Source organism: Duffyella gerundensis, from assembly GCF_001517405.1.
Taxonomy (GTDB): Bacteria; Pseudomonadota; Gammaproteobacteria; order Enterobacterales; family Enterobacteriaceae; genus Duffyella; species Duffyella gerundensis.
Window position 1 is genome coordinate 2,647,570 of sequence record NZ_LN907827.1, and the last position, 14,401, is coordinate 2,661,970.

A 14,401-nucleotide genomic window follows, 5' to 3' on the forward strand; every position below is an offset into this window, starting at 1 on the left:
GATGAATAATTTGAATGTAATTATTGCCGATGACCATCCAATCGTTCTGTTTGGCATTCGTAAATCACTGGAACAGATTGAATGGGTCAACGTTGTAGGTGAGTTTGAAGACTCAACAGCACTGATTAACAGTTTGTCCAAGCTTAACGCCAATGTACTGATCACCGATTTGTCGATGCCAGGCGAAAAATACGGTGATGGCATTACGCTGATTAAATATATCAAGCGCCACTATCCCGACCTCAGCATTATTGTTCTGACCATGAACAACAACCCGGCAATTCTTAGCGCCGTGCTGGATCTCGATATCGAAGGCATCGTGCTGAAACAGGGCGCACCAACCGACCTGCCTAAAGCCCTGGCCGCCCTGCAGAAAGGCAAGAAGTACACGCCGGACAGCGTGGCGAAACTGCTGGAAAGGATCAGCGCAGGTGGCTACGGCGACAAGCGTCTCTCGCCAAAAGAGAGCGAAGTGCTGCGCCTGTTTGCCGAAGGTTTCCTGGTAACGGAAATTGCCAAAAAGCTGAACCGCAGTATCAAGACCATCAGCAGCCAGAAGAAATCGGCCATGATGAAGCTGGGCGTTGATAACGATATCGCCCTGCTCAACTACCTGTCGTCGGTCAGCACCACGCCAGCCGCAGACAAAGAGTAACCTGCCCTTAGTGGCAAACAAAAGGCGACAGTGATGTCGCCTTTTTTATTGCCTCCGTCTCGCTTATTCCGCGCGACTTTTCCTCACCCGCTCGGCGTAATAACCCAGCGTCTTTTTCAGCACGTCGAGCGTGACCGGTTTTGACAGGCAATCATCCATGCCCGCTTCCATACAGCGCTGCTTCTCTTCGGCCAGTGCATTGGCGGTGACGCCAACTACCGGAAAACGATGGCCCAGTTCACGCAGGCGCTCGGTCAAGCGATAGCCGTCCATGTTAGGCATGTTGACATCGCTGAGTACGATATCAATCTCGCTGCGACCAATCACGTTCAGCGCATCGATGCCATCCTGTGCGGTCTTGACCTGATAACCGAGTGAGCCGAGCTGCTCTGACAGCAGCATGCGGTTGATCGGATGATCGTCCACCACCAGAATCATGATGTCGTCGTTGTTCTGGCTCATCGCCTCCGGCAGCGGCAGGCTGGTGCCCGCTGCCAGCTCAACCGGCACGCGATAGATGCGTCCTAGCAGCGCGGGCAGCTCATGCAACGTCGTGGTGCTGCAGATCCAGCGTCCCGGCGTGGTTTCGCGTGGCATATCAATATGTCGCGGACAGAAGAGCACCACGGCGCGCACCGGATCTTCCGGTTCGAAGGCGTAATCGGTCAGTACCACATCGTCCGGCTGACAGCGCGCTTTCTCCAGGCGGTTCACCGTCAGGCCCTGACCGCGCAGCAGATCGCACAGGAAGCTGGCCAGATAATCGTTGTGCATCTCCAGCCAAATCGGTTTGTCCTGTAGCCCGTCGAGCAGCGGCGGCGTCACGCCCTGGCTGTTATACATTGGAATGCGCACGATGAACTGGCTGCCCATGCCCGGTTCCGACTCCACTTCGATATCGCCATCCATCATGTTGATCAATTTCTCGCAGATGGCGAGGCCGAGGCCGGTGCCCTGGAAATTGCGCTGGACGCCGGTGCCGACCTGGAAGAAAGGATCAAACAGTCGGGTGATCTCTTTGGCCGGAATGCCGACGCCGGTATCACGAACGCGGAAAGCAAGATAGCCATCTTTAACATAGGCGTGCAGGATGATGCAGCCGGTATGGGTAAACTTAATGGCGTTGTTCAGCAGGTTGGAGATGACCTGTTGCAGGCGCAGCGGATCGCCATCCAGCGCCAGCGGCACATCGTTTTCAATAAAGCAGTACAGCGCCAGCCGCTTTTTCACCACCAGCGACAGATAGTTAGAGGTGATATGGGTAATCACTTCACGCGGCGAGAACTCACGTGGCTCAATCTTTAGCTGTTCCGACTCGATTTTTGAGAAGTCGAGAATGTCGCTGATGATTTTCAGCAGCAGGCTGGATGAGTTGGTCATCGCCGTTACCAGCGAATCAACGCCTTTCGGTAGCTGACGCGTTTGCAGCAGATCGAGGTTGCCGATAATGCCGTACAACGGCGTACGCAGTTCATGGCTGACGGTGGCGAGGAACATCGATTTCGACTGGCTGGCCTGCTCGGCCGCCTGCGCCATCTCCTGCAACGACTGTTCCATCTTCACGCGGGTGCTGACATCCACCAGCACGCAGATCGCCACGTTTTCGTTGCGGTAGCGTGAGTGAACAAAGCTGATTTGCAGGTTGGTGTTGGTGCCGGTCAGCACATCGACAAAGTTCACCTGCTGACCGCAGATGATCTCGGTTAGCCGCTGCCGATCTTCCTGGGTTAGCAGCGTCAGATAATTGTGCGCCAGTTCGTTGCTGAGAATGTTGGTGCCGTCGCTGGTGCGCAGAATACAGATGCCCACCGGCGCCGAGGCGACGATTTTGCGGTTGAATTGCTCATGCTCTTCCAGCCGGTGTGCGTTCTCTTCCGCCGGTAAAAACATGCGCCGCTCAAACAGCCAGGCGAGCGTAAACAGCACCAGCGCGCTGAGGATGTTCAGCAGCAGCGCATTAATCAGCATGATTTTCATGCGATCCATCAGCACCGCGGTCGGCACCGAGTAAACAATGCTCAGGCTGGAAGGCGCCAGCGCTTTTTTCAGCGCCAGCTGCTTGTAGCTGTTGAGATAGCCGAACCAGATTTTATCGTCCGGCAGTTCGCTGAAATTAAACCCCGGATTGCCACGCTGCGAGGTAATCAGCGGCCGGTTCTCTTCGTTGACCAGCGTGGTGGTCATCGGCAGGCTGCCCGGTGCCATAAACTCTTCCAGGCGAATGTTTTGCTCAATACCCAGCAGCGCTTCCAGTTTGTTGGCAACGTACACTGGTGTCATCATATAGAAATTACCGGTGCCCGGCTGCGCGGCGGGCGTGATCCACCAGCTGCTGTCGCGGCGCTCATCATCATTACCGTTGCGATAGCGCAGTACATGTTCACGCAGCGTTTTCAGCGCCCGCTCGCGGTCGACATTACCGCTGCTGATATCAAAATCCGCCAGGCACTGGCTGTCGCCACCGATAAAAAACACCCGGTTCAGCTCGTAGGCGGAAGCAAAGTTGTTTTTCCAGTAGTTGATAAAATAGCTAAGTGAGCCGAGCGAATTGCGCCAGGTACGGCTCATCGATGAGCAGTCTGCGTTGGCAAACAGCGGCGAATACCGCGGCACGCTTTTCCCCGGCACCAGACCGTTAAGCACATCGACGCCGCTGGATGAGGCGTTCAGCCGGTTTTCAGCAATGTATTTAAGCTGGCGCATGACGTCGGCCGAGTGGCGAACATACCACTGCGCCTGGCCAAAATTGACGTTGAACTCCTGTCGAACCTGCGACTCTTTTTCGTGCACGACGCTGATCAGGAAAAATGTGGTTAGCAGTGCGCCAAGCAGCCAGAGCAATAGCGCCAGCGCCCGGAACAGATAGCGGGAAATGCGCAGCGTTGTACGAAAGGAAACGAGGTATCTCAAGGGGAATCCGCTGGGTTGGCCTGGGTAAAATGCAATGCGGTTACACTACCGTTAGCGCCAGCAAAAAGCCAGTTTGCCAGCGGCTTTACGTGGATAACAGACGTAAAAAAGGCCGGGCAAGCCGGCCTTTTTTCAACGAGACAAGCAGATTACTCGTCGTCGCTTTCTGGTGCTTCGTCATCGCTTTCCACTTCTGGCGCGATCTCTTCTTCACCTTCCGCTACGCTGCCGTCGATGGTATCCAGTTCCTCTTCAGAAACGGGCTCCGCGACGCGCTGCAAACCGACAACATTTTCATCTTCCGCCGTACGGATCAGGATCACGCCCTGCGTATTTCGACCTACCACGCTCACCTCGGAAACGCGCGTACGCACCAGCGTACCTGCGTCGGTGATCATCATGATCTGATCGCCATCCACCACCTGCACCGCGCCGATAACCGGCCCGTTACGATCGGTGACTTTGATCGAAATCACGCCCTGCGTGGCGCGTGACTTGGTCGGGTACTCGGCGGTGGCGGTGCGCTTACCGTAACCGTTTTGCGTTACGGTCATGATAGCGCCCTCTTCACGCGGCACAATCAGTGACACCACGCGATCGCCTTCGGCCAGCTTGATACCGCGAACCCCCGAAGCAGTACGGCCCATGGTGCGCACGGCCTGCTCGGAGAAACGCACCACTTTACCGGCAGCGGAGAACAGCATCGCCTCGTTGCTGCCGTCGGTGAGCGCCACGCCAATCAGCTCGTCATCTTCGCGCAGGTTAACCGCAATGATGCCGGCGCTGCGTGGACGACTGAACTCGGTCAGGGTGGTTTTCTTCACGGTACCGCTGGCGGTGGCCATAAAGATATTCACCCCTTCGGCATACTCGCGTACTGGCAGAATCGCGGTGATGCGCTCGTTCGGCTCCAGCGGCAGCAGGTTAACGATAGGACGTCCACGCGCGCCACGGCTCGCTTCTGGCAGCTGATAAACCTTCATCCAATAGAGACGGCCACGGCTGGAGAAGCAAAGAATGGTATCGTGCGTGTTGGCGACCAACAGGCGATCGATAAAGTCTTCTTCTTTGATACGCGCCGCTGATTTACCTTTACCGCCACGACGTTGCGCTTCGTAATCGGTCAGCGGCTGGTACTTCACGTAGCCCTGATGCGACAGCGTAACCACCACATCTTCCTGATTGATCAGGTCTTCGATGTTGATGTCTGCGGTGTTCGCCGTGATTTCGGTACGACGCTGATCGCCAAAGGCGTCACGCATCGCTTCCAGCTCTTCACGGATCACTTCCATCAGGCGGTCAGCATTTTCCAGAATGTAGATCAGCTCCGCAATCTGCCCCAGCAGCTCTTTGTACTCATCCAGCAGCTTCTCGTGCTCAAGACCGGTCAGCTTTTGCAGACGTAAATCGAGAATCGCCTGCGCCTGCTGTTCGGTCAGGAAGTATTCGCCGTTGCGAATGCCGAACTGCTCTTCCAGCCATTCCGGACGCGCTGCGTTGTCACCGGCACGTTCCAGCATTGCGGCCACGTGGCCCAGCTGCCAGGAGTGAGCAATCAGCCCTGCTTTCGCTTCCGCTGGGTTTGGTGCACGGCGAATCAGCTCGATAATTGGGTCGATGTTCGCCAGCGCGATCGCCAGGCCTTCAAGGATGTGCGCACGGTCGCGGGCTTTACGCAGTTCAAAAATAGTACGACGCGTCACCACTTCACGACGATGGCGCACAAAGGCTTCCAGAATGCCCTTCAGCGTCATGATCTTCGGCTGGCCCTGATGCAGCGCCACCATGTTGATGCCGAAAGAGGTCTGCAGCTGAGTCAGTGAATAGAGGTTGTTGAGCACAACTTCGCCCACCGCATCGCGTTTAATCTCAATCACAATGCGCATGCCGTCTTTATCGGACTCATCGCGCAGTGCGCTGATCCCTTCGACACGCTTCTCTTTCACCAGCTCGGCAATCTTCTCAATCAGGCGCGCTTTGTTCACCTGATAAGGGATTTCGTGAATGATGATGGTTTCACGGCCAGTTTTAGCGTCGGTTTCCACTTCACCACGGGCGCGGATGTAAATCTTGCCGCGTCCGGTGCGATAGGCTTCTTCGATACCGCGACGGCCATTGATGATCGCTGCAGTTGGGAAATCTGGCCCTGGGATGTGCTCCATCAGCGCTTCAAGGCTGATATCTTCATCTTCAATAAAGGCCAGGCAGCCGTTGATCACTTCGGTGATGTTGTGCGGCGGAATGTTGGTCGCCATGCCCACGGCGATACCCGAGGAGCCATTCACCAACAAGTTAGGAATTTTGGTGGGCAGCACTTCCGGGATTTGCTCATTGCCGTCGTAGTTCGGCACAAAGTCCACGGTCTCTTTTTCGAGATCCGCGAGCAGTTCATGAGCAATTTTGGACATGCGCACTTCGGTATAACGCATGGCAGCAGCGGAGTCGCCATCAATCGAACCGAAGTTACCCTGACCATCTACCAGCATGTAACGCAGCGAAAACGGCTGCGCCATACGAACAATCGTGTCGTACACCGCAGAGTCGCCGTGCGGGTGATATTTACCAATGACGTCGCCGACCACACGGGCGGATTTTTTATAAGGTTTGTTCCAGTCGTTACCGAGTTCACTCATCGCATAAAGTACGCGGCGATGCACAGGCTTCAGGCCATCGCGAACATCAGGTAAGGCACGGCCAACGATGACCGACATGGCGTAATCAAGGTAAGAATTCTTTAATTCTTCCTCAATATTGACCGGTGTAATTTCTCTTGCAAGGTCGCTCATGGAGCCGCTATCCCTCTACATTATGCCCGGATTCAAAGGTGCGAAAGTATATCACACTGCAATCATCCGGTGAACGGAAAGCGACGTTTCACCTACACTTATCGCGCAAACTCTGCCGTGACCCTCAAGGGTGGAAACGGGTATACTCAGGAAAATTTTGGCAGGAGTCTTTTCTTATGAATGCACAACCACAAGCGAATGTTGATCAGGGCGAAATTGCCAAATTTGAAGCGGTCGCTTCGCGCTGGTGGGATCTGGAAGGCGAGTTCAAACCGCTGCACCGCATCAACCCACTGCGCCTTGGTTATATCGCGCAGCACAGCAACGGCCTGTTCGGCAAAAAAATCCTTGATGTCGGCTGCGGTGGCGGCATTCTGGCAGAAAGCATGGCGCGCGAAGGCGCGGAGGTCACCGGCCTGGATATGGGCGCAGAGCCGCTGCAAATTGCCCGGCTGCACGCGCTGGAGAGCGGGGTAAAAATCGATTATGTCCAGCAGACGGTAGAAGCGCACGCCGATGAGTTTGCCGGCACCTACGACGTAGTGACCTGCATGGAGATGCTGGAGCACGTACCGGACCCACGTTCGGTGGTTCACGCCTGCGCCCGGCTGGTTAAACCCGGCGGCGAAGTGTTCTTCTCCACGCTTAACCGCAACAGCAAAGCCTGGCTGATGGCGATTGTCGGCGCAGAATATGTGCTGCGCATGGTGCCGCGCGGTACGCACGACGTGAAGAAGTTTATCCGTCCGGCAGAACTGCTGGCCTGGGTCGACGAAACCTCGCTGCGCGAGCGTAATATGATCGGCCTGCATTACAATCCGCTGACCAACAAGTTCCGCCTCGGCGGCAACGTTGACGTGAACTATATGGTGCATACCCACGCCGTAGCGAAATGATGTTGATGGGCGGCAACCGTGCCGCCCACCTAAGATTTATCTTAATTCAGCCGCGGCACGCACTTTCTGTTCGCCTGACGGCAAGCGGGTTAATTGATAAGTCAGCCAACTGATTTCCTCGCGCTCTGCTTCTTCTAATCGGCCATTTTTTCATCAAAACATTCAGACGCACCGCGCGCAAAAAACGACTTAAACTGAACCAGTTGCCGTTAAAAAAAGCAGCGTGATTTAAAAAAGCAGCAGCTGAGAAAAATTTTCAAAACGCACGGAAACGGTTGACAGCGTGTTGAGCCTTAGCGGATGCGGACTTAGGAAATTTCCACTAAAAAGCAAGCCCCAAACACGATGTTTTCACGCTTGTACCTTCAGCAATTCTCACTACAATACACCTCATCTAGTACTCTTTTAGTTCAAAACCCCAATATATTGTGTTTATCCACAAGTTACCCACATGGCATAACTCTGTGTATAAACCGGGGATATCACTCACACACCGATATTCACGGACAGGTAAAACGCGACATGAATCAGAGTCTTCTCGTCACTAAACGCGATGGCAGCCAGGAGCGCATTAATCTCGATAAAATCCACCGGGTACTCGACTGGGCGGCCGAAGGTCTGAACAACGTCTCTGTGTCTCAGGTCGAGCTGCGTTCACACATCCAGTTTTACGACGGCATCAAAACGTCTGATATCCATGAAACTATTATCAAAGCCGCTGCTGATTTAATCTCACGCGATGCGCCCGATTACCAATATCTCGCCGCGCGTCTGGCGATTTTCCACCTGCGTAAAAAAGCTTACGGCCAGTTCGAGCCGCCAAAGCTGTACGATCAGGTCGTGCGCATGATCGAGATGGGTAAATACGATCGCCATCTGCTGGAAGATTACAGCGTGGAAGAGTTCGAGCAGATGGACGGCTTTATCGACCACTGGCGCGACATGAACTTCTCCTACGCCGCGGTTAAACAGCTGGAAGGCAAATACCTGGTGCAGAACCGCGTAAGCGGTGAGATTTACGAAAGCGCGCAGTTCCTCTATATCCTGGTCGCGGCATGCCTGTTCTCCGCCTATCCGCGTGAGACGCGCCTTGATTATATCAAGCGTTTTTATGACGCAATTTCGACCTTTAAGATCTCGCTGCCGACGCCGATCATGTCCGGTGTGCGTACGCCAACGCGTCAGTTCAGCTCGTGTGTGCTGATTGAATGTGGCGACAGCCTTGATTCGATCAACGCCACCTCCAGCGCCATTGTGAAATATGTGTCACAACGCGCCGGTATCGGTATCAATGCCGGTCGTATTCGTGCGCTGGGCAGCCCAATTCGCGGCGGTGAAGCGTTCCACACCGGCTGTATTCCGTTCTATAAGCATTTCCAGACCGCGGTAAAATCGTGCTCACAGGGCGGCGTGCGCGGCGGTGCGGCCACGCTGTTCTACCCCATGTGGCACCTGGAAGTGGAAAGCCTGCTGGTGCTGAAGAACAACCGCGGCGTTGAAGGTAACCGTGTACGTCACATGGATTACGGCGTGCAGATCAACAAACTGATGTATCAGCGCCTGCTTAAGGGCGAAGATATCACGCTGTTCAGCCCATCAGATGTGCCGGGCCTGTATGACGCGTTCTTCGCCGATCAGGACGAGTTTGAGCGCCTGTACTGCAAATATGAGAAGGATGAGAGCATCCGCAAACAGCGCGTTCGCGCCGTGGATCTCTTCTCACTGATGATGCAGGAACGTGCGTCCACCGGTCGTATCTACATTCAGAACGTCGATCACTGCAACACCCACAGCCCGTTCGATCCTGCTATCGCACCGGTGCGCCAGTCTAACCTGTGTCTGGAAATCGCCCTGCCGACCAAACCGCTGCTGGATGTGAACGATGAGAACGGTGAGATTGCGCTCTGTACGCTCTCTGCCTTTAACCTTGGCGCGATTGAGAGCCTCGACGATCTGGAAGAGTTAGCGACCCTCGCGGTGCGTGCGCTGGATGCTCTGCTGGATTATCAGGATTACCCAATTCCTGCGGCACAGCGTGGCGCAATGGGCCGCCGTACGCTGGGTATCGGCGTCATCAACTACGCCTACTATCTGGCCAAAAATGGCGTGCGTTACTCTGACGGCAGCGCCAACGCGCTGACGCACAAAACCTTTGAAGCGATTCAGTTTTATCTGCTGAAGGCGTCAAATGAGCTGGCGAAAGAGCAAGGTGCCTGCCCGTGGTTTAACGAAACCACCTACGCGCAGGGCATTATGCCGATCGACACCTACAAGAAAGATCTGGATGCGATTTGCAACGAGCCGCTGCACCTCGACTGGGATGGCCTGCGCGAATCGGTGAAAACCCACGGTCTGCGCAACTCCACGCTTTCTGCGCTGATGCCGTCTGAGACCTCGTCGCAGATCTCCAACGCCACCAACGGCATTGAACCGCCGCGCGGTCACATCAGTATCAAAGCGTCGAAAGATGGCATCCTGCGTCAGGTTGTGCCGGAGTACGAGCGCCTGAAAGATCAGTATGAGTTGCTGTGGGACATGCCAAACAACGACGGTTATTTACAGCTGGTTGGCCTGATGCAGAAGTTCATCGATCAGGCGATCTCGTCGAACACCAACTACGATCCGACACGCTTTGCCAATGGCCGCGTGCCGATGAAACAGCTGCTGAAAGACCTGTTGACCGCCTATAAGTTTGGCGTGAAAACCCTTTACTACCAGAACACCCGCGACGGTGCGGAAGATGCGCAGGATGATATGGCGCCTTCTGTGCAGGACGATGGTTGCGAAAGCGGCGCCTGCAAGATCTGATTTTAGGCTGGGGGCGGCCTGTGTCGCCCCTGCTCTTCCCCGTCGGGGCCAGTTTGCTTTGGATATTTCACTATGGCTTACACTACTTTTTCGCAGAACAAAAACAACCAGCTGGATGAGCCGATGTTTTTCGGTCAGTCGGTTAACGTTGCGCGTTACGATCAGCAAAAATATGACATTTTTGAGAAGCTGATCGAGAAGCAGCTCTCCTTTTTCTGGCGCCCGGAAGAGGTTGATGTCTCACGCGACCGCATCGATTATCAGGCCCTGCCGGATCATGAAAAGCATATTTTCATCAGCAACCTGAAATATCAGACGCTGCTCGATTCCATCCAAGGCCGTAGCCCGAACGTGGCGCTGCTGCCGCTGATTTCCATTCCGGAGCTGGAAACCTGGGTGGAAACCTGGGCATTCTCAGAAACTATTCACTCGCGCTCTTACACCCATATCATTCGCAACATCGTGAACGATCCGTCGCTGGTGTTTGACGATATCGTCAGCAACGAACAGATTCTGTCACGTGCGAAAGATATCTCCGGTTACTACGACGACCTGATCGAGATGACCAACTACTGGCATCTGCTGGGCGAAGGCACCCATCAGGTTAACGGCAAAACCGTTACCGTCAGCCTGCGCGCGCTGAAGAAGCAGCTCTATATCTGCCTGATGAGCGTGAACGCGCTGGAAGCGATCCGCTTTTACGTCAGCTTCGCCTGCTCGTTTGCGTTTGCTGAACGTGAGCTCATGGAAGGCAATGCCAAAATCATTCGCCTGATTGCCCGTGATGAAGCGCTGCACCTTACCGGCACGCAGCATATGTTGAACCTGTTGCGCAGCGGCGAAGACGATCCGGAAATGAAAGCCATTGCCGAAGAGTGCCGTCAGGAGTGTTATGACCTGTTTGCGCTGGCCGCGCAGCAGGAAAAAGAGTGGGCAGAATATCTGTTCCGCGACGGCTCGATGATTGGCCTGAACAAAGATATTCTTTGCCAGTACATCGAATACATTACCAATATTCGCATGCACGCGGTTGGCCTCGATCTGCCATTTAAAACCCGCTCTAACCCGATTCCATGGATTAACTCCTGGCTGGTCTCGGACAACGTGCAGGTGGCGCCACAGGAAGTGGAAGTTAGCTCGTATCTGGTGGGTCAGATTGACTCAGAAGTGGGCGAAGACGACTTCAACGACTTCCAGCTGTAAGCATGGCCAGTTCGCTTGTGATCCTGCGCACCAGCGGTGCGCAGTTACAGTGCAGTGATGAACACCCTTCTCTGCTCGCAGCACTGGAATCGCACAATCTGTGCGTGGAATACCAGTGCCGTGAAGGCTACTGCGGCTCCTGCCGTACCCGCCTGTTAAAAGGCGAAGTCTGCTATGCCGCTAAGCCGCTGGCTTTTGTACAGGAGGGCGAGATTCTGCCCTGCTGCTGCACCGCCAAAGGCGATATCGAAATCGAGATGTAGTCTCTGCTACATCTCGCCACTGTGTTACGCCTTCAACGACTCCACCACATCGACCCAACCGTGCCCGGTACTGACCTCCATTGCCAGCAGCCAGCGACGCAGCATATTTGCGGCCATCATCGCCACCACTTCCTGCCGCGCTTTAGTGTCATGACGGCTGTTGGTAAAGGCGATTCGTTGTGCCCAGGTGCCATCTGGCGTGGTTAACGCCAGGCTGAGCTGATTCTCCTGCAGGCTGCCGATCGCCAGTGCGATGTCAGCGCTGTTTTCGGCGGTCAACTGCGCACAGCGTGTGGCCAGCTCGGTCAGCGTCTCCTGTCCGGCAGGCTCCACATTGCCTGCGCGCAACGGCACCGCGGCGGAGGCGAGCTGCCAGTGGACTAAGCCAGCGGTAAATTGTTCACTGGTAGTGAGCGTCAAACCGCGCGTACGCAGCTGCTGTGCTAATAGCGCCGGCAGCCCGCCCGTTCCCTCATACAATGTGCATTCGGCCAGCTGCAACCGAACCTGCTGCCACGCCTGTTCCATTGCCGTACGTTGCGCAGCGGGGCCGGTGAGCTTGATTTCAATGATCGGCATGGATGAGCGATAGCCCATGGTGACGCCTTCCGGTAGCACAATCCCTTCCAGCTCAGCGGCCAGATCGCTTTCACCGCGGCCAAAGGTTGTCAGGCGCAGGCAGATCGGCGGTTCCGGCAGCTCAAAGCGGCTCTTCAGGCGCGGAATAATCTGCTGTTCCACCATGACTTTAAACTCCGACGGCACGCCGGGGGTAAAAAACATCAGACAGCGGTTAAGCTGCAGCGCAAAGCCGCAGGCGGTGCCGACCGGGTTATCCACCAGCTCGGCATTTTCCGGGATTTCAGCCTGTTTACGGTTGCTGGCTGCCATCACGCGGCCACGGCCAGCAAACCAGGCCTCCATCTTCTGCAGCCACTCTTCATGCAACACTAGTGCGGTACCGCTGGCAGTGGCCGCTGCCAGCGAGCTTAAATCGTCGCTGGTGGGCCCAAGTCCGCCATTAACGATCAGCACATCAGCAATCTGGCTGCGCTCCTGCAACGCACTGACCAGCGCCTCCAGGCTGTCGCCAACCGTTGAACGGCTGGTCATCGGTAAACCCTGTTGAAACAGCACATCCGCCAGCCACGCGGCGTTGGTATCAATAATCTGTCCGTGCAGTACTTCATCGCCCGTTGAGAGCATTTCGACTCTGATCACTTTTGATTTCCTTTATCAGCGCATATTGGCAGGCCAACGCGTAAGAAAAACCGCGCGGTTTGCCTTATTTGATAGATAGCAGCAATAGATTCTGCCTGATTGCCATGCTTCGCTTGCTCGTCACACAATAGGCTATCCCGATGGATATAGCAGAACCTGAAAGACCGTTCCTTAATTCACCTGCAGAGAGATAGCGACATGACTAAAAAAGGACTTACCAGCGCCTCGGGCGCGCCGATTGCTCATAATAATAATTCAATGACGGCCGGACGCCGCGGGCCGTTGTTATTACAGGATGTATGGCTACTGGAAAAGCTGGCGCATTTTGATCGGGAAGTGATCCCTGAGCGCCGTATGCATGCCAAAGGCTCTGCCGCTTACGGCACCTTTACCGTTACCCAGGATATCACCCGTTTTAGCCGGGCAAAAATCTTTTCCGAAGTGGGCAAGCAGACCGAACTGTTCCTGCGCTTCTCCACGGTAGCCGGTGAGCGCGGCGGCGCCGATGCCGAACGCGATATTCGCGGCTTCTCAATGAAATTCTATACCGAAGAAGGTAACTGGGATCTGGTGGGCAACAACACGCCGGTGTTCTACCTGCGCGATCCGCTGAAGTTTCCCGATCTTAACCACGTGGTTAAGCGCGATCCGCGCACCAACCTGCGTAACCCAACCTACAAATGGGATTTCTTCTCGCACCTGCCGGAAGCGTTACATCAGTTGACCATCGATTTCAGTGACCGCGGTCTGCCGCGCAGCTATCGCCACATTCACGGCTTCGGCAGCCATACCTACAGCTTTATCAACGACCAACACGAGCGCTTCTGGGTAAAATTCCATATGCGCTGCCAGCAGGGCATCGCTAACCTGATGGATGATGAGGCAGCACTGTTGATCGGTCAGGATCGCGAAAGTTCGCAGCGCGATCTGTTTGAATCCATCGAGCGTGGCGATTTCCCGCGCTGGAAATTCTACGTGCAGGTGATGCCGGAAAGTGAAGCCTCCTCTACCCCTTACAACCCTTTCGATCTGACCAAAGTGTGGCCGCACGCGGATTATCCGCTGATTGAAGTGGGTGAGTTTGAGCTGAACCGCAATCCGGATAACTATTTTGCCGAGGTTGAACAGGTTGCCATGAGCCCGGCCAACGTGGTTCCGGGCATCGGCTTCTCCCCTGATCGCATGCTGCAGGGCCGTCTGTTCTCGTATGGTGATGCACACCGCTACCGTTTAGGCGTAAATCATCATCAAATTCCGGTTAACGCACCGAAGTGCCCGTTCCATAACTATCACCGTGACGGCGCCATGCGCGTTGATGGCAACAGCGGAAACGGTGCTACCTATGAGCCCAACAGCTTTGGCGTATTTCAGGAACAGCCTGACTTCAGTGAGCCGCCTTTGTCACTGGAAGGTGCGGCCGATCACTGGAATCATCGCGAAGATGAAGACTATTTCAGTCAGCCGCGCGCATTGTTTAATCTGATTGGAGAAGCGGAGCGTCAGCGGATGTTCCAGCGTATCGCCGGTGAGTTGCGCCAGGTGCCGGAATTTATTCAGCAGCGACAGATTGCGTTATTTTATCAGGTTGATACCGCGTATGGCGCGGGCGTCGAGCAAGCGCTGGCTGGATAAGGCGATTGGCGGTCACGCCAGAAAGCA

The 14,401-nt window shown here is 55.1% G+C and carries 9 protein-coding genes; 6 read left to right on the plus strand and 3 right to left on the minus strand.

Features of this window, described 5'->3' with window-relative positions; all coding sequences use genetic code 11:
• The first annotated feature begins 1 nt into the window (after position 1).
• Complete coding sequence (gene rcsB, locus EM595_RS12210; protein WP_067432366.1) at positions 2 to 655, plus strand: response regulator transcription factor RcsB; 654 nt, start codon at positions 2 to 4, stop codon at positions 653 to 655.
• A 63-nt stretch (positions 656 to 718) separates the two neighbouring features.
• Here rcsB and rcsC read toward each other — a convergent pair whose 3' ends face one another.
• Positions 719 to 3,565, minus strand: a complete 2,847-nt coding sequence (rcsC, locus tag EM595_RS12215; protein WP_067432369.1) for a two-component system sensor histidine kinase RcsC — start codon at positions 3,563 to 3,565, stop codon at positions 719 to 721.
• A gap of 149 nt (positions 3,566 to 3,714) precedes the next feature.
• On the minus strand, positions 3,715 to 6,351 hold the full coding sequence (gene gyrA / locus EM595_RS12220; protein ID WP_067432372.1) for a DNA topoisomerase (ATP-hydrolyzing) subunit A: 2,637 nt from the start codon (positions 6,349 to 6,351) through the stop codon (positions 3,715 to 3,717).
• 176 nt (positions 6,352 to 6,527) lie between these two features.
• Between gyrA and ubiG the strand changes: the two genes are divergently transcribed.
• The 4 genes from ubiG to yfaE all read left to right on the plus strand — a co-directional run bounded on the left by ubiG (position 6,528) and on the right by yfaE (position 11,521).
• Positions 6,528 to 7,247, plus strand: coding sequence for a bifunctional 2-polyprenyl-6-hydroxyphenol methylase/3-demethylubiquinol 3-O-methyltransferase UbiG (gene ubiG, locus EM595_RS12225; protein WP_067432375.1), 720 nt, complete (start codon positions 6,528 to 6,530; stop codon positions 7,245 to 7,247).
• Positions 7,248 to 7,769: 522 nt separating this feature from the next.
• Entirely contained in the window at positions 7,770 to 10,055 is a 2,286-nt protein-coding gene (gene nrdA / locus EM595_RS12230) for a class 1a ribonucleoside-diphosphate reductase subunit alpha (protein ID WP_067432378.1), read from the plus strand.
• Positions 10,056 to 10,127: 72 nt separating this feature from the next.
• Complete coding sequence (gene nrdB / locus EM595_RS12235; RefSeq protein WP_067432380.1) at positions 10,128 to 11,258, plus strand: class Ia ribonucleoside-diphosphate reductase subunit beta; 1,131 nt, start codon at positions 10,128 to 10,130, stop codon at positions 11,256 to 11,258.
• Positions 11,259 to 11,260: 2 nt separating this feature from the next.
• Positions 11,261 to 11,521, plus strand: coding sequence for a class I ribonucleotide reductase maintenance protein YfaE (yfaE, locus tag EM595_RS12240; RefSeq protein WP_067432383.1), 261 nt, complete (start codon positions 11,261 to 11,263; stop codon positions 11,519 to 11,521).
• 24 nt (positions 11,522 to 11,545) lie between these two features.
• On the opposite strand, the gene EM595_RS12245 is transcribed toward yfaE, so the two are convergent.
• Entirely contained in the window at positions 11,546 to 12,742 is a 1,197-nt protein-coding gene (locus EM595_RS12245; protein WP_067432386.1) for a nicotinamide mononucleotide deamidase-related protein YfaY, read from the minus strand.
• A 198-nt stretch (positions 12,743 to 12,940) separates the two neighbouring features.
• Here EM595_RS12245 and EM595_RS12250 point away from each other — a divergent pair, with 198 nt between their 5' ends.
• Positions 12,941 to 14,374 carry a catalase gene (locus tag EM595_RS12250; protein WP_067432389.1) on the plus strand — a complete coding sequence of 478 codons (1,434 nt, stop codon included), beginning with the start codon at positions 12,941 to 12,943 and terminating at the stop codon, positions 14,372 to 14,374.
• The last annotated feature ends 27 nt before the right edge of the window (positions 14,375 to 14,401 follow it).